This is a genomic window from Terriglobales bacterium (assembly GCA_035457425.1).
In the GTDB taxonomy this organism is placed as follows: Bacteria; Acidobacteriota; Terriglobia; order Terriglobales; family Acidobacteriaceae; genus JACPNR01.
Genome location: DATIBR010000072.1, coordinates 1 through 16,191, shown reverse-complemented (window position 1 = coordinate 16,191; position 16,191 = coordinate 1). Strand labels below are relative to the sequence as shown.

The 16,191-nt window shown below is 66.8% G+C and carries 15 protein-coding genes; 11 read left to right on the top strand and 4 right to left on the bottom strand.

Translation table 11 applies throughout. The features are described 5' to 3' along the window. Positions 1-73: 73 nt before the first annotated feature. The 9 genes from secF (at position 74) to VLA96_05060 (ending at position 7,700) form a co-directional block, all read left to right on the top strand. Positions 74-1,279 carry a protein translocase subunit SecF gene (gene secF, locus VLA96_05100; GenBank protein HSE48566.1) on the top strand — a complete coding sequence of 402 codons (1,206 nt, stop codon included), beginning with the start codon at positions 74-76 and terminating at the stop codon, positions 1,277-1,279. 119 nt (positions 1,280-1,398) lie between these two features. Then, a complete protein-coding gene (locus tag VLA96_05095) occupies positions 1,399-2,136 on the top strand; it encodes a TonB family protein (GenBank protein HSE48565.1) in 738 nt (245 codons plus the stop codon). 240 nt (positions 2,137-2,376) lie between these two features. Next, on the top strand, positions 2,377-3,057 hold the full coding sequence (locus VLA96_05090) for a MotA/TolQ/ExbB proton channel family protein (GenBank protein HSE48564.1): 681 nt from the start codon (positions 2,377-2,379) through the stop codon (positions 3,055-3,057). A gap of 25 nt (positions 3,058-3,082) precedes the next feature. Beyond that, on the top strand, positions 3,083-3,562 hold the full coding sequence (locus tag VLA96_05085; protein HSE48563.1) for a biopolymer transporter ExbD: 480 nt from the start codon (positions 3,083-3,085) through the stop codon (positions 3,560-3,562). A 16-nt stretch (positions 3,563-3,578) separates the two neighbouring features. Beyond that, positions 3,579-4,016: a biopolymer transporter ExbD gene (locus tag VLA96_05080; GenBank protein HSE48562.1), complete on the top strand. Its 438-nt coding sequence runs from the start codon at positions 3,579-3,581 to the stop codon at positions 4,014-4,016. Between the two features lie 118 nt (positions 4,017-4,134). Next, on the top strand, positions 4,135-4,974 hold the full coding sequence (locus VLA96_05075; GenBank protein ID HSE48561.1) for a tetratricopeptide repeat protein: 840 nt from the start codon (positions 4,135-4,137) through the stop codon (positions 4,972-4,974). A gap of 228 nt (positions 4,975-5,202) precedes the next feature. Continuing rightward, complete coding sequence (accC, locus tag VLA96_05070) at positions 5,203-6,756, top strand: acetyl-CoA carboxylase biotin carboxylase subunit (protein ID HSE48560.1); 1,554 nt, start codon at positions 5,203-5,205, stop codon at positions 6,754-6,756. Next, positions 6,757-7,257 carry a biotin/lipoyl-containing protein gene (locus VLA96_05065; GenBank protein ID HSE48559.1) on the top strand — a complete coding sequence of 167 codons (501 nt, stop codon included), beginning with the start codon at positions 6,757-6,759 and terminating at the stop codon, positions 7,255-7,257. Positions 7,258-7,316: 59 nt separating this feature from the next. Continuing rightward, complete coding sequence (locus VLA96_05060; GenBank protein ID HSE48558.1) at positions 7,317-7,700, top strand: four helix bundle protein; 384 nt, start codon at positions 7,317-7,319, stop codon at positions 7,698-7,700. Positions 7,701-7,711: 11 nt separating this feature from the next. On the opposite strand, the gene VLA96_05055 is transcribed toward VLA96_05060, so the two are convergent. The 4 genes from VLA96_05055 to lptD form a co-directional block, all read right to left on the bottom strand. Further along, a complete protein-coding gene (locus VLA96_05055; GenBank protein ID HSE48557.1) occupies positions 7,712-8,785 on the bottom strand; it encodes a SurA N-terminal domain-containing protein in 1,074 nt (357 codons plus the stop codon). Between the two features lie 61 nt (positions 8,786-8,846). Beyond that, complete coding sequence (locus VLA96_05050; protein HSE48556.1) at positions 8,847-9,836, bottom strand: thioredoxin domain-containing protein; 990 nt, start codon at positions 9,834-9,836, stop codon at positions 8,847-8,849. Positions 9,837-9,855: 19 nt separating this feature from the next. Continuing rightward, complete coding sequence (larE, locus tag VLA96_05045; protein HSE48555.1) at positions 9,856-10,686, bottom strand: ATP-dependent sacrificial sulfur transferase LarE; 831 nt, start codon at positions 10,684-10,686, stop codon at positions 9,856-9,858. A 123-nt stretch (positions 10,687-10,809) separates the two neighbouring features. Then, entirely contained in the window at positions 10,810-13,161 is a 2,352-nt protein-coding gene (gene lptD / locus VLA96_05040; protein HSE48554.1) for an LPS assembly protein LptD, read from the bottom strand. A gap of 98 nt (positions 13,162-13,259) precedes the next feature. Between lptD and VLA96_05035 the strand changes: the two genes are divergently transcribed. Both VLA96_05035 and VLA96_05030 read left to right on the top strand, forming a co-directional pair. Next, the gene (locus tag VLA96_05035; protein ID HSE48553.1) at positions 13,260-14,411 is read left to right on the top strand and encodes an RDD family protein; all 1,152 of its coding nucleotides are present in this window, start codon (positions 13,260-13,262) and stop codon (positions 14,409-14,411) included. Between the two features lie 120 nt (positions 14,412-14,531). After that, positions 14,532-15,917: a glucose-6-phosphate isomerase gene (locus VLA96_05030; protein HSE48552.1), complete on the top strand. Its 1,386-nt coding sequence runs from the start codon at positions 14,532-14,534 to the stop codon at positions 15,915-15,917. Positions 15,918-16,191 lie beyond the last annotated feature (274 nt).

The following is a 16,191-nucleotide window of genomic DNA, read 5'->3' as shown; positions in this document are numbered from 1 at the left end:
CTCGCGCGTCATCTTCGACGCCATCCTGAATCGCCACCAGCGCGGCGAAGCGCTGAGCATTTAAGGGACTCAAGTGGAACTCTTTCGCAACGTCAATATCGACTGGTTAGGCAAGAAGTGGTACCTGCTCACGTTCTCGCTGATCTTCAGCATGGCGGGCCTGGCCTCCATGGTGTTCTGGCACGGGGTGCCGCTGGGGGTGGACTTCAAGGGCGGCACGCTGGTGTATGTGAAGTTCACCGAGACGCCGAATGAGGACGGCATCCGGGCCGCGGCCAGCCGCGCCGGGCTGAAGGACGCCCGCATCCAGCGCTACGGCGATCCCGGGAACAACGAAGTGCTGATCGGGTTGGAGCAGCGCGCGACCAGCGAGGCCGCGCTCGACGCCGGGAAGAACGCCATCATCGCGGCGCTCGAGCCCGCCGACGCCCCCACCGACAAGAAGGACCTGAACAACGCCGGCTTTGCCAGCATCCGCGACGCGCTGGTCACCGCCGACCCGCTGCAGAACGGCGGCAACGAGTCGGCCTACGGCGACATCGCGCGCGCCATCGTGGATACCCGCGACAAGGTCAAGGGTGGCGTGCTGCACTCGGCCGACGACCTGAAAGGCGTGGTCCCCGACCAGGTGCTCAGCTACCTGAAGCAGGCTTTCTATACCCCCAATTTCGCCGTCCGGAACGTCGAGATCGTGGGTCCGCAGGTGGGCGAGCAGCTGCGCAGCCGGGCGCTCTGGGCCATCGGCCTGTCGCTGGTGGGGATGCTGGTCTACCTGTGGTTCCGCTTCGAGCTGGTCTACGGCGTCGCGGCGGTGGTGGCGGTGTTTCACGACACGCTCATCACGGTAGGCGCTTTCTCGTTGTTAAATAAGGAGATATCGCTTACGGTCGTGGCCGCCATCCTGACCCTGACGGGTTACTCGATGAACGACACCATCGTGGTCTTCGACCGCATCCGGGAGAACGTGAAACTGATGCGGCGGGAGTCGTTCGCGGAGATTGTAAACCGTAGCATCAACCAGACCCTAAGCCGTACAATCCTGACCTCCGGCCTGACGTTCCTGACGGTGCTCTCCCTGTATCTATTTGGGGGAGAGGTATTACACGGGTTTTCCTTAGCCCTGGTAGTCGGCATCCTAATAGGTACCTATTCTTCGATCGCGGTAGCAGCCCCCATGCTGGTCGCGTACATGGACTGGCGTGCGCGTAAGTCAGGGCGCGGACCTGTGGCGGTAACCTCGGAAGAGGGGAAACGACAGAAGGTGCGCGTCAAGGCATAAGTCCCCATCAGCTCTCGTCCGGCAAGGACGGGACCGCTCGCCTGTTTGCGGGAAACGGGCACAAATACGGGCCCGGCGGTGTCAAAACGCAGCAGGAGCAAGATACGGAGCTAAAGGCCATGTTTGAAGACAGCCTGATGGAATCGGCGGGTAAGCTCAAGACCAAACGCGGGTGGACGACGATGATCTCGTTCGTCATCCAGACGCTGCTGATCGGCGTGATGATCCTGATCCCGCTGATCTACACCGAGGCGCTGCCCAAGCAGCAGCTCATGACGTTCCTGGTGGCGCCGCCGCCGCCACCCCCGCCCCCGCCACCGGCCGCCGCGGCGGTGAAGGTGGTCAAGCAGATCCAGACCGAGATCGTGAACGGCGCGCTGCGCACCCCCACGAAGATCCCCGAGAAAGTAAAGATGATCACCGAGGACGAGCCGCCGCCGCCGGCCTCCGGCGTCGCGGGCGTGGTGGGCGGCGTGCCGGGCGGCACCCCGGGCGGGCAGATGGGCGGGGTCATCGGCGGCATCATCAGCTCCACGCCGGTGGCGGTGCCGAAGGTCGCCACCCCGCAGCGCGTGCGTGTGTCGGGCGGCGTGACCGCTGGCAACCTAGTCTACGGGCCGAAGCCTCCGTATCCGGCCATCGCGCGCACGGCGCGCGTGCAGGGGGCGGTGGTGCTCCACGCCATCATCAGTAAGACTGGGACCATCGAAAACCTGCAGGTGGTCAGCGGGCATCCTATGTTGACGCAGTCGGCGATGGAAGCCGTGCGGCAGTGGAAGTACAAGCCGTATTACCTGAACGGCGAGCCCGTCGAGGTGGATACGACCATCACCGTGAACTTCACTCTCGGTGGATAGAAGAGTTCCCGGGTGGCTGGGGCGGGGCCCCAGCCACCCGCAATGCCCCCGCGGAGCAAGAGGGCGGGGCCGGCCACGCAGCACCCCAGGTTTCTCCGGATTCGTTCTGAGCGGATTCAAGACATGCGTTCCAAGAAGTTCTGAGGAGGAAAGGATCAACCCATGCTTCTCGTCACACTCTCAACCTTTGTCATGACCCACATGCCGACGTTTGCGGCCTTTTTCCAAGAAGAGGCGCAAGTGGCCTGGGATCCCATCTCGCTGTGGAAGCAGATGGGGTGGCTGGCCCGCGGCGTCGTGATCATCCTGTTCATCATGTCGGCGTGGTCGATCGGCGTGATGATCGACCGCTGGATCGCGTTCTCGGGCGCGCGCAAGCAGTCGCGCATGTTCGCCCCGCAGGTCGCGGGCGCGCTGCGCGAAGGCAAGATCGATGAAGCCGTGCGCGTGGCCGAGCGCTATCGCAAGAGCCACCTCGCCAAGGTCGTGACCGCGGGCCTGCAGGAGTTCAAGGCGCACCAGGATTCTTCCGACATCCCGGGCGACGACATCGAAGCTTCCAAGCGCGCGCTGGAGCGTGCCGAAGCCATCGTGCACGCCGAACTGAAGCGCGGTCTCGGAGGCCTGGCGACCATCGGGTCGACGGCGCCCTTCGTCGGGCTGTTCGGCACCGTGGTCGGCATCCTGAACGCGTTCCGCAAGATCTCGGAATCGAAGGCCACCGGACTGGCTTCGGTCGCCGGCGGCATCTCGGAAGCGCTCGTGACGACGGCGCTCGGCCTGTTCGTCGCCATCCCGGCCGTCATGATGTTCAACTACTTCACCGGCAAGGTGGAGGCGTTCGACGTGGAGATGGACAACAGCTCGAGCGAGCTGATCGACTACTTCCTGAAGCGCAGCGGACGCGCGCGCCGGGCCTAACCCGCGGTTCGTTCAAGGAGCCACTATGGCATTAGCGAAACGCGACGAAGGCAGCAAGGTCAACAGCGACATCAACGTGACGCCGATGGTGGACGTGATGCTGGTGCTGCTGATCATCTTCATGGTCATCACGCCCATGCTGCAGAAGGGCGTGAGCGTGGACCTGGCGAAGACGAACGCGCCGCGCCCGATGGAAGACGCCGACAAGGAAGATTCGCTGCTCATCGCGATCACGCGCGAGGGCAAGGTCTACTTTGGCAGCGACCAGGTGCCGGCGGACCAGCTGGCGCAGAAGGTGAAAGACCGGCTGGCGAACAAGGCCGACAAGCGGGTGTACATCAAGAGCGACGCGCGCGCGAAGTACGGCGTGGTGGTCGACGTGGTGGACAACGTGCGGTCGGCGGGCGTGGACCAGCTCGGGCTGCTCACCGAGCAGCGCAAGAGCGGGTCGATGATCCCGCCGAGCGGCGCGGCCCCGGCGGGCGGCGCGGGCCCGGGAAAGTAGGGACACTCATATGTCAATGACAGCCGGAGCAAAAGGCGGACAGTCCGCCGACATCAACGTCACCCCGCTGATCGACGTGCTGCTGGTGCTGCTGATCATCTTCATGGTCATCACGCCGCTGACGCCGAAGGGCCTCGACGCGCTGGTACCCCAGCCGCCGCCGCCCGACCAGCAGAAACAACCGGAGCCCCAGGACCGTACCGTCGTGGTGCAGGTGATCTCGGCCGGAGGCGGCAACCGCCCCGCGCTCAAGATCAACCAGGACGACGTGACGTGGGACACGCTCCAGACGCGCCTAGAAGAGATCTACAAGACGCGCGCGGAGAAGGTGATGTTCGTGAAGGGCGACCCCGACGTGCAGTTCGACCAGGTGGCACAGGTCATCGACATCGCGCACAGCGCGGGGGTCGACAAGGTGGGGCTCATCACCGCCAAGGTCGAGGCGGGTACGTAACAGCGGCCGCAGAGCTTTACGCGCGCAGCAGGGTGGCCGCCGGGCGGTCATCCTGCTTCGCCGCGTCAAGCGGCAGGCAGCAAAGATTCGAAGCAGGCAGAGAAGGAAGACAGAGACGATGACAAGAACCGCAAAGCTGGCCCTGGCGCTGGCCGTGCTCGCGCTGCTCACCACCGGGGTGGGCTGCAACAAGCTGCGCGCTCGAGACCAGCTCAACAAGGGCGTCCAGGCGTACAAGGCCGCCAAGTACGAGACCGCGATCGAGCACTTCAAGAACGCCGTGGAGCTCGATCCCAAGCTGGTCAACGCGCGCCTCTACCTCGCCACCGCCTACGCCAACCAGGTGATCCCCAACGTCGATTCGCCGGAGAACGTGCAGATGGCGCAGCAGGCCATCGACGAGTTCCAGAAGGTGCTGGAGCAGAATCCCACCACCGAGGCGAAGGTCAACAGCATGAAGGGCATCGCCTCGCTCTACTTCAACACCAAGAAGCTGGACCAGGCGCGCGAGTGGCACAAGAAGGTGCTCGAGGTCGATCCGCAGGACCCCGAGACCTACTACTCCATCGGCGTGATCGACTGGACCAAGGCGTACGCGCCGCGCATGGCGGAGCGCGCCAAGCTCGGCCTGAAGCCGACCGAGCCGCTGAACGTCAAGAAGCCGGACGAGAAGAAGGCCTGCGAGACACTGCGCAGCGAGAACCAGGAAGCCGTGCAGGAAGGCATCGACATGCTGCAGAAGGCGCTGCAGTACCGGCCGGACTACGACGACGCCATGGCCTACCTCAACCTGATGTACCGCGAGCGCGCCGACATCCAGTGCGACGACCCCGCGGCCCAGCAGGCGGACCTGCAGACCGCCGACGAGTGGGTGAAGAAGACCATGGACACCAAGCGCATGAAGGCCGAAAAGGCCGCGCAGGGCCAGGGCGGCATCGTGCTGGAAGAGAACAAGTAGTAGCTTTCGGGCCCCATCCTCCTCAGAACCTGACGGCCGTTCGCCTAGGCGAACGGCCGTTGGTGTTTGTGGGGGGCCTTCGCGCCGCGTCCGCCTTAGAGCCCCGGGCCTAAAGGCCCGTTCTTTGGCGCCGGCACGCGGGCCTGAAGGCCCGCTCTTCCACCGAAGGCCCGCTGTTTCCACCGAAGGCCGCCACCGAAACTGCGACGATTTACAATCGAAGGTTCCATGGACGCGAAGCCGCCATTCCGGAAGATCCTGATCGCCAACCGCGGGGAGATCGCGGTGCGCGTGATCCGCGCGTGCCGCGAGCTGGGCATCGCGTCGGTCGCCGTGTACTCCGACGTCGACCGCGGAGCGCTGCACGTGCGGCGCGCGACCGAGGCCTACTCCATCGGCGCGGCGGCCGCGACCGAGTCGTACCTCAACATCGAGCGCATCATCGCGACGGCGAAGAAAGCCGGGGCGGACGCCATCCACCCCGGGTACGGCTTCCTCTCCGAGAATCCGGCGCTGGCGCGCGCCTGCCGCGACGCCAAGATCAAGTTCATCGGGCCGTCGCCGGAGGCGATGCAGCTGATGGGGTCGAAGACGCGCGGGCGGCAGGCGATGCTCGCCGCGGGCGTGCCTTTCGTCCCGGGCTCCGCCAAGGGCCTGGAATCGCTGGAGGAGGCCAAGCGCGTGGCCGGGGAGGTGGGGTACCCGGTGATGATCAAGGCGGCGGCGGGCGGCGGCGGCAAGGGGATGCGCGCGGTCGCGAACGAGAAGGAGATGGCCTCCGCCTACGCCGCGGCGCAGAGCGAGGCGGAGCGCGCCTTCAAGGACCCCGAGGTCTACATCGAGAAGCTGATCGTGGACCCGCGGCACATCGAGATCCAGATCCTCGGCGACGAGCACGGCAACCTGGTCTACCTGGGGGAGCGCGAGTGCTCCATCCAGCGGCGCCACCAGAAGGTGGTGGAGGAATCGCCCTCGCCCATCGTCGACCCCGAGATGCGGCGCCGCATGGGCGAGGTGGCGGTGACGGTCGGGCGCGCCGCGGGCTACACCAACGCCGGCACGGTCGAGTTCCTGGTGGACGTGGCGGACGACGGCAAGAAGAACTTCTACTTCCTCGAGATGAACACGCGGCTGCAGGTGGAGCACCCGGTCACGGAGTTCGTCACCGGGCTGGACCTGGTGCACTTGCAGGTGGCGGTCGCCGCGGGCGAGAAGCTGCCGTTCCGGCAGGAGGACGTGCAGTTGCGCGGGCACGCCATCGAGTGCCGCGTCTACGCGGAGGACCCTGACCAGAACTTCCTGCCCTCGCCGGGCAAGATCCAGAAGCTCACGCTGCCGTCGGGCCCGGGCGTGCGCAACGACAGCGGCATGTACGAGGGCTGGACGGTGCCGCTGGAATACGACCCGCTGCTCGCCAAGCTCATCACCTACGCGCCGACGCGGGCGCAGGCGGCGGCGCGGTTGGAGCGCGCGCTGGCGGAGTACTTCGTGGGCGGCATCCGGACGAACCTCTCGCTGTTCCGCGAGATCCTGCGGCACCCGGATTTCATCGCCGGCAAGCTCTCCACCGGCTTCCTCGACCGCATGCTGGCGGAAAGGAAGCCGGCGGCGCGCCCGCCGGCGGCGCACGCCGAGGGCGAGCACGCCACGGTGGCGGCGATCGCGGCGGCGCTGTTCAAGATGATGGCGCCCAGCGCGAACGGCGCGGGGCCGAGCCATCCCGGCGGGGAAGACTCGGCGTGGAAGAAGACGGCGCGGGTGGCGGCGTTGCGCGAGAAATAGATGACCTACGACGTGATCATCGATGGCCGGACGCACCGCGTGGAGCTGGAGCGCGGTCGCGACGGCATGCAGGTGAAGGTCGACGGCAAGGCGATGACGGTGGACGCGGTGATCGCGGAGCGCGACGTGATGTCGCTGCTGATCGAGGGGCGCAGCTACGACATCAAGCGCGAGACCACCGCGGCCAGCGAACACATGGTGGTGCGCGGCATCACCTTCACCTCCGAGGTGCGCGACCCGCGCGCGCTAGGGTCGCGCCGGGCGGCCGCCGCCGCGAGCGACACCGGGCCGAAGAAGCTGGTGTCGCCCATGCCGGGGAAGGTGGTGCGCATCCTCGCGCCCGCCGGGACGGCGGTGGAGGCCGGGCAGGGCGTGGTGGTGGTGGAAGCGATGAAGATGCAGAACGAGATCAAATCGCCGAAGGCGGGAGTGGTGCAGAACGTCGCCGTGACGGAGGGTATGGCCGTCAACGCGGGCGATGTGCTGGCGACGGTGGGATGAGCGATGAGCAATGAGCGATTAGCAATTAGCGATTAGCAATTAGCGACTGAGGAGGAGCCATGAAGGATTTCCGGCAATTGACGGTGTGGGAGAAGGCACACCAGACGGTCCTCGATCGCTATCGAGTCAGCGCACGGTTCCCGGCAGACGAGAGGTTTGGACTCACCAGTCAGATCCGGCGGTGCAGCGTCTCCATCGCTGCCAATATTGCGGAAGGATGCGGGCGGGAAAGCGACGGCGATTTCCAGCGGTTCCTGCAGAACGCGATGGGTTCGGCTCGCGAACTGGATTACGAGCTGCTCCTCGCCCGCGATTTGGAGTACCTGCCGAGGGCGGACCACTCCCGGCTTCACAGCGCGACGCAGGAGATTCAGAGAATGCTCGGCAGCCTGATCCGGAAGGTGGCGGCCGACAGGGCGCATGGCGCCGCAAGCAACCGCTAATCGCTGATCGCTTACTTACTCGCCGCCGTATTCTTGAGGATCTGTTCGGCGTAGTAATTCTCGACCTTGGCGTCGTTGCGAAGCGTTTCGCGGTAGGCGGCGGTGAGCAGCTGCTCGCGCCGGGTCTTGAGCTGCTCGCGGATGAACTGCTGCACGCGGGGGTCGTTCAGGTCGCGCTGGCCGGCGGGTTCCTTACCCAGCAACTTCACGATGCGATAGCCGGCGGGCTGCCCGCTGGCGGGATTGATGACGGCGATGATGCCGGTCATGTCGCCGGGCTTCATCTTGAGCAGGGCGTCACGGGTGGCGGCGTCCATCTGGCGGACGCCCGATTCCGGGATGATGCCCATGCGGCCGCCCGAGCTGGCGGTGTCGGCGTGCTCGGAGTAGCGCGCGGCGACGCTGCTGAAGTCCTCGCCGCTCTGGAGGCGGTTGTAGATGGTCTGGATGCGGCGGCGCGGGTCGAGGTCGGTGGCCGGCTTGCTCGCGCCCGGCATGGCCTGCGTGTACACGATGATCTGGGCGATGTCGTAGCCGGGCTCCACCCGGTTGAACTCCGCCTTGTGCGAGTTGTAGTAGTTGGTGAGGTCGGCGTCGCTGATGGTGATCTTGGAGTTGACCTCCTTGTTGAGCAGCTTCTGGATGGTCAGGTTGTCGCGGATGTCGCGCTTGAGGTCGTCGAGGGCCTGGCCCTGCTTCTTCAGCTCTTCCTGGAACTGCTCCTCGGTGTAGCTGGACTTCATCTCGTTGAGCTTGGCTTCGACCTCATCGTCGGTGGTGACCAGGCCGAGCTTCTCGGCGCGCTGCAGCTCGATCTGGCGGTGGATGAGGACGTCGAGGATGTTGAGGCGGAGGCTGGCTTCCTGCTCGGTGGAGGGCTTCTGCTGCTCGCTCACCTGGCCGACCTGGCGCTTGTACCACTTGTCCACTTCCGAGCGCGGGATCTTCTTGCCGTTGACCTCGGCCATGACGTCGCCGGGCGTGTCCTTGCGGCCGCAGCCGGAGATGCCGAGGAAGACCCCAAGAGCCACGATGCCGGCCGCCCGCAGGATGCGGCTGCCGAAGAAGGGCGCGTTCGCGTTCAAGACCAGATCCTCCTGAGAGTCACCGTGGGAGCGGGACAGGCGATTGTACCAAGCCCGCGCCTTACTTCTGGCCGTTGGAGGCCGCCTTGGCGGGGGCGGGCGGCTGCACCCCGGCGGCGAGCAGGGCGCGGTCCAGCACGGCGGCGACCTCCTCGTAGGTGTAGGCGCCCTCGAGTTTCTCGCCGTTGACGAAGAGTGTGGGGGTGGCGCTCACCCCCAGCGCACGCCCTTCCTCGAGGGAGGCGCGCACCTTGTCGGTGGAGCGCGTCTCCATGCACGCGCGCAGCTTGCTGGCATCGAGCTTGTTCTTCGCGGCGATGTCGGTGGCGAGCTTGTCGAGCCCGTAGCCGCGGAGCTTGCCCTTGCCTTCCGCGGCCGCCTTGGCCGGCGGAGCCTCCTTGGGCTCGGGCGCACTCTCCTGCTTCCCGATCTCGGCCTGCCTGGTGTGGACCTCGTCGCTGAACTGCCACCAGGCGTCGTTGGACTGCTCGAGCAGGCAGTTGGCGTTGATGGCGGCGCGCACCGCCCAGGGATGGATCTCGTAGAGCGGGTAGTCCTTGTAGATGACCTTCACCTTGTCGCCGTAGGTCTTCATCACCTCATTGAAGAGGGTGGAATACATGCGCGCGCAGTAGGGGCACTGGAAGTCGTCATAGATGGCGATGGTGACCTTGGCGTCCTTGTTGCCGCGGACCGGCCGCCCGGTGAGGTCAATCCTGGCCATCGTGCGCGCGTTGGGCGCGGTCGAGATGTCGAACTTGGTGTAGTGCACCAGCGTGTTGCCGTCCTTGGAGAGCAGGAAGGTGTAGGTGCGAGGCGCGCCCTGGTCGGTCACGGTGACGGTGACGAGGTCCCAGCCGCCGAAGTCACTGGCCTTGCGCTCGCCGACCTCGATCTTCGCGCCCGGGGACATCTCCGCCGAGTTCCGCACCTGCTGCTCGATGCGCCGGTTCACTTCGGGCGTGTTGTTGCTCTGCGCCGCGCACCCCAGGCACAGGACCGCCACCAACAGCAATGCTCGCTTCAGCATGGACACCAGGACCGCCTTCATAAGAGAGGTGAGCCTACGATTATCGCACGCGCGCGAGCGTGCTGGCAGGCAGCAGGGCGTTCATCGAGCCGGAGCGGAAGCCTTCCAGGTCGAGCGTGACGTAGGTGAAGCCCAGGCCCTTGAAGAGGGAGGTGAGCTCGCCGGCCATCTCCGGAGTGAGGGCGCGGGGCAGCTCATCCTTGGCGATCTCCACGCGGACGAGCTCGCCGTGGTGTCGCACGCGGAACTGGCGGAAGCCGAGCGCCCGCAGCGCGTCCTCGCCCTGCTCGACCTGCGCGAGCGCCTCGCGGGTGACCGGGCGACCGTACTCGATGCGCGACGAGAGGCAGGCGGAGGCGGGCTTGTCCCAGACGCGCAGGCCGGCGGCGCGCGCCAGGTCGCGGACGTCCTGCTTGCCGAGGCCGGCGGCGAGCAGCGGCGCGGCCACGCCGTGCTGCTGCGCCGCCTTCTGGCCGGGGCGGAAGTCGCCCTGGTCATCGAGGTTCACGCCGTAGGCGACGGTGTCGAAGCCGCGCTCGGCGCGCAGGCACTCCATCACGGTGAAGAGCTCGTCCTTGCAGAAGAAGCAGCGCGCGGCGTCGTTGCGGGCGTAGTCGGGATTTTCGAGCTCGCCGGTCGCGACGACCTCGACCGGGATGCGCTGCTCCTCGGCGAACTTGAGCGCGTCTTCCAGCTGCGTGCGGGCGAGCGAGGGCGAGTCGGCGATGATGGCCAGCATGCGCTCGCCGAGCTGCTCGTGCGCCGCCCAGGCGAGGAAGGCGGAGTCCACGCCGCCGGAGTAGGCCACCAGGACCTTGCCGAGGGAGCGCAGGTGGGTGTTGAGGGCGGCGAGTTGGGGAGAAGCGGACATCTATCAGAATCTTAAACGAAAAAAGCGCACCACAAAGGAAACAAAGGCTTCACAAAGGACCTCGATCGAGACCTTGGTGAAGCCTTTGTGTCTTTCGTGGAGAGGCTGTTGCTGTCGCGGAGGTCAGAACAGTCTTTCCTGGCGCTTCATGTTGCCGAAGCTGGCGACGTTGGCGAGGTTGAAGGAGAAGCGGTACTGGTTCTCGTTGCGGACGGCGCCGAGCGCGAGGCGGCGGTATTCCATGGCGATGCCGCAGCAGTCCCAGTTGTAGGCCCACTGGAAGGCGCCGTACTGCAGGAACTCGAAGTGGTCGTCGAAGCCGATGTTGGCGGCGGCGCTCAGGCCGCGCTTGTTGGGATGGCCGTAGCCGATGAGGCCGCGGATCTGGCTGAAGCGGTCGGGCCCGATGAGCGGCGTGGTGGAGAAGATCTCGCCCGGGACGCGCAGGTAGGCGTGGGAGGCCCCGACGAAGACGTCGCCGAAGCGGTAGTTGGCCAGCAGGGTGCTGGCGTTGATGCGGCCCTTCTGCGTGTCGTAGTCGAGCTCCCACTGCAAGTCGGTGTTGGCGCTGGCGCGCGCGCGGATGCGCGAGACGACGGGCGAGAAGCGGCGGGGCTCGGTGAGGAAGGCGATGCCGGCGAAATCCGCGGTGGTGGCGAGCACGTTGCGGCGGCCGAGCACGACGGCGCCGCCGAAATCGTCGTTGAAGAAGTATTTCTGCGCGATCTCCCAGCTCAGCACCTCGTGCGCGATGCCGTCGTCGCCGGCCTTCTTGGCGTAGAGGCGCTGCACGAGCGCGTACTCGATCTCGTTGGTGTCGGAGAGGATGTCGCGCGCGTCGAAGCGCAGGATGTCCTGAAAGTTGTCGATGCCGCTGGCGACGCGGTAGATGAAGCGCGGCTCGAGCGTGTGCTTGACCTTGCGGCCAAACACCGTCTTGTCGAAGATGCGGCCCAGCACCGGCGGGCGAACCTCGAAGGAGGCTTCGAAGGAGCGGCGGTTGACGTTGTCGTCGAGCGCCACCTGGAGCGGCCCGACCAGGGCGCGACGCTGGGTGTAGACGGTGTCGCGCAGGCCGATCTCGGGGCGGAAGGACCAGCCGTGCCAGGTGTAGGCGACGGCGCCGCGCGGGTAGATGTCGAAGCGGCCGACGACGTCGGCGGTCGCGAATTCCGGCTCGCGGCGCGAGACGCCCTCCGCCGCCGCCGAGAATGACCAGAAGACGCGCGCGTCGCCGACCTGGCGGTCCACCGAGCTGACGTCGAAGCTCGGCACGTGCAGGATGCTGATGAAGTCGCCGCGCTGCGTGCTCTGGAAGTTCTGGTAGCGCGAGCCGAACAGGTTGAACTGGAAGCCGTTCCAGCTCTTCGACGCGAAGGCCTTCGACTTCACCTCGGAGTTCACCGTCTGCGAGAAGGCCTCCGTGAAGGCCAGGCGGAAGACGAACGAGCTGAGGTACTCGAGCGAAGCGACGCCGCGGAAGTCCCAGGGCAGGCGCCCCTCGGCGTTGAGGGTGGCGTTCTGGCCGCCCTGGTCGATGCGCGTCCAGCCGGTGGCGGTCTGCACCGTCAGCCCGCGGTCGAGCACGCCGAAGTACCGCATGTTGAGATAGGAGTCCTCGCTCGGCTTGGCGCGGAACTCGGCGCTCTGCGACCACCCGCGCGAGGAGTAGTACTCGGCCCCGACTTGCAGGTCGGCGCTGCGCCCGAGCGTGAAGTACACGCTGTCGCCGATGATCGTCCCCTTGCGCGAGGACGCGCCCACCGTCGGGACGAGGAAGCCGGACTGGCGTCCGAGCCGCTCCACCGGATGCGCCGCGAACGGCAGATAGACGACCGGCACGCCCTTCACCCGGAAGGCGCTGTTGTAGATCCTCGCCGAGCCGCCCACGTCGACGACGACCTTCTGCGCGGTGAAGCTCCACTTCGGATTTGGCATCTCGCACGACGTCACCGAGCCGTGGTGCACGACGTAGCGGTCGTCCGAGACTTTCTCCACCATCTTGCCGGAAAAGGCGAAGGGGCTGGAGGAGGTGAGCGTGATGGCCTTGCCCTTGAAGCGGGCGCCGGTGGTGCCGACCACGTCGTAGAACTGGCCGGTCTTGTTGCGGATGTTGAGGGTGCCGCGGCTGGCCTCGATGTGCTCGTCGTGCGGGCCACCGTCGAGCACCAGGTGGCCGGTGGCGGTGACGATGCCGGTGGCGGCGTTGTAGCTGATCTCATCGCCGCGAATGGTCATGTTGCGGAACTCGATCTCCACGTCGCCGCGCAGCGTGTAGACGTCGCCCTGCTTCTCCTGCTCGCGCGCGCGGATGGTGACCGGCTCGCCCTGCTCGGAGATGTTGGTGACGGGAAGCTGCGAAGAAGAAGAGGTGGAGGCGGGCTGCTCCTGCGGCGGCAACTGACTGGTAACTAGCGGCACGGCGGCGAACAGATGACAAAGCACCGCGAGCGTGATAACTAGTTGCTTGCGCATTGGTGTTTCGGGGAAGCCGAGCAAGTTATCACGCGCTCGCGCTTCGCGCCAACCCGATGTGCTGGCCCTGCTCTGGCCGAGGCCCCGCAACCCGACGAATGGCCTGTCCGCTCTGCGGTGACCAGTGCCACTGCCCCGCCCCGACGGCGGGCGAGCACGTTTCCGTCCTTATCGACCCCGAAGATTACGTCGACACCGAGCAGAAGTTCGCCTCGAGCGTCCACGACGACGAGACGCTCACGCACGACGTGAGCGACGAGCTGGTGAGCGACGACGAGCCGCTCGGCGACCTGGAAGAGGTCGTCACTCATGCGGCGGCGGCGTCCATCGGCAGCGGCACGCCCGTCATCACGCCGCAACTCGAGGCGCCCACGGTCGTGCAGGCCGTGGCGACCGAACCACCCGGTTTCTACCGCCCGCCGGAGCCGCCGGTGTGGCGCGACGAGGTCAGCAATCGCGTGGACGCCTACCGCGCCAAGCGCGGCCGCGGACGCCGCTACGACCACTCCTCGCTCTCGCTCAACTTCGATCCGCTCGCCGAGCCGGAGTCGCCCGCGCCCGCGCGCTACGCGCCGGTGCGGCTGGAAGTCATCGAGCGCGCGCCCGAGACCAACATCATCGAGTTCCCGAAGCCGATGCCGGTGGCGTCGGTGACGGCCGCGCCCGTGCCGGAGCTGCCGCTGGTCGAAGAGCTGGCGGAGCCCATCGTCGAGACGCCGCGCATCCTGGACGTCCCCGAAGGCGCGCACGAGCCCTTGCCGCAGCCCATGGCGCACATCCAGCTCGATGAGCCCGCCGACCCGGCGCTGGAGTACGTGGCGGCGAGCGTGGAGCTGCCGCTGCCGGTCGCTCCCATGGGCCCGCGCATCGGCGCCGGCCTCATCGACATGCTGGTGGTGCTGACCGCGACCGCGCTGTTCGGGATGATCTTCATGATGATCGCCAAGGAGCTGCCGCAGGGCCGCGACCTCGGCGCCGCTGCGCTCGCGCTGCCCGGCCTGCTCTGGGTCGCGTACCACTACGCGTTCCTGGTGCGCTGCGGGACGACCGTCGGGATGCAGATGGCGCAGCTTGGGCTGGTGACCTTCCCGGACGACCGGCCGGTCACCCGCGCGCAGCGCCGCGCTCGCGCGCTGGCGATGGCGGTCTCGGCGATGTCGGTGTGGCTGGGCTTCGTGTGGGCGTTCTTCGACGAAGACCGCCTGGCGTGGCATGACCGCATCAGCCATACGTTCCTGGCCAACGAGTAGCCTTCAGTAGAGACGGCCTTCCGGCCGTCTCTGTATTGCCACGGACCGGAGACGCCCAGAAGGGCGTCTCTACCGTACAGACTAGCGACTAGCGGCTCCGAGCCGTAGAATCCTCCCGCCATGGGTTTCCCCCTCAAGTTCACTTACGAGAATTGCCTGGACTCCGCCGTCGGCAAAGACGGCATCGCGCGCGCGGAACTGAACGCCGGGCAGTGTGCCGATGCGGTGCGCGCCTTCCGCGGGCGCGTGGATTCGGGCGCGATCGGTTTCCCGAACCTGCCCGACGACCGCGGCACCGCGCGCGCCATCGCGGAATTCGCGGACGACCTCCGGCCCGAGCTCGACCACGTGTGCGTGGTCGGCATCGGCGGGTCGGCGCTGGGCGCCTACGCGCTCGACGTCGCGATGCGCGGCCCGCATCCCGTGCAGACCGCGCCCGGCAAGCCCAACGGGAAGGCGCGCGGCGCGCGGCCGCAGCTCGTGGTGCTCGACAACATCGACCCCGGCTTCGTGGCGCAGGCGCTCGAGCGCATGAACCCGAAGCGCACCGCGGTGTGCGTGATCGCGAAATCCGGCTCGACGGCCGAGTCGCTCGCGACGTTCCTCATCGTGCGCGAGTGGCTGGTGGCGGCGCTCGGCAAGCGCAACCGCGAGCGCATCATCGCGGTCACCGACCCGAAGAAGGGCGACCTGCTCGCCATCGCCAAGGAAGAGAAGTACCCGCTGTTCTTCGTGCCGCCGAACGTGGGCGGCAGGTTCAGCGTGCTGTGCCCCGTGGGTCTGGTTCCCGCCGCGCTCATCGGGCTCGACATCGCGAAGCTGCTCAAGGGCGCGAAGGACGCGAACGCGGCCTGCTGGTCGGAGAAGCTGGACCAGAATCCCGCGCTCCTGTCCGCCGCAGTCCACCACGCGCTCGACACCAAGCGCGGGAAGCAGATCGAGGTGGTGTACGCCTACTCGTCGTTCCTGTGGGGCGCGGCGTTCTGGTACCGCCAGCTCTGGGCGGAGTCGCTCGGCAAGCGCGTGAACCGCAAGGGCGAAGCCGTCGAGACCGGGCAGACGCCCGTGGCCGCGCTCGGCGTCACCGACCAGCACTCGCAGTCGCAGCTCTACATGGAAGGCCCGCGCGACAAGATGATCACCTTCTGGGAAGTGGAGAAGCCGCGCGCCGAGCTGAAGATCCCGAAGGATTTCGCAAAGTACGATTCCTGCGGCTACCTGGGCGGCAAGACGCTGGGGCAGCTCTTCCGCGCGGAGCGCGTCGCCACCGAGGCCGCGCTCACCGAGGCCGGTCGGCCGAACTGCCGCTGGACGCTGCCGCGCGTGGACGAGTACACCGTCGGCGCCTTCTTCCAGACGCTCGAGTTCCAGACCGCCTTCGCCGGCGAGCTCTACGGCGTCGACGCCTTCGACCAGCCGGGAGTGGAGCTGGGCAAGAAGCTGACATTCGGGCTGATCGGGCGGAAGGGGTACGAGGAGTACGCGAAGCGGCTGAAGACGAAGTAGGCGTGTGCCGCCCGCTAAAGCGGGCTCTTTTTCTCTTCTTGCTCAGGCTACCCAGGGCTTCCGCCCTGGGCTATTAGCGCTCGGCGCTTTGCGCCTGGAGCGGAGCCGCCAGAGCGAGCTCGCTGGAGCCGTGGGAGCTGCCGGTCGAGCTACGCGCGTTCTCGCCTGGGCAAAGATTCTGATGGGCGAACGAGCGAGCGCCGAAGTCGCGGTCGCCAATAGCCCGGCCCGGAAGGGCTGGGAGGACAGGGCGACGAGGATTCGAGCCCCGAAG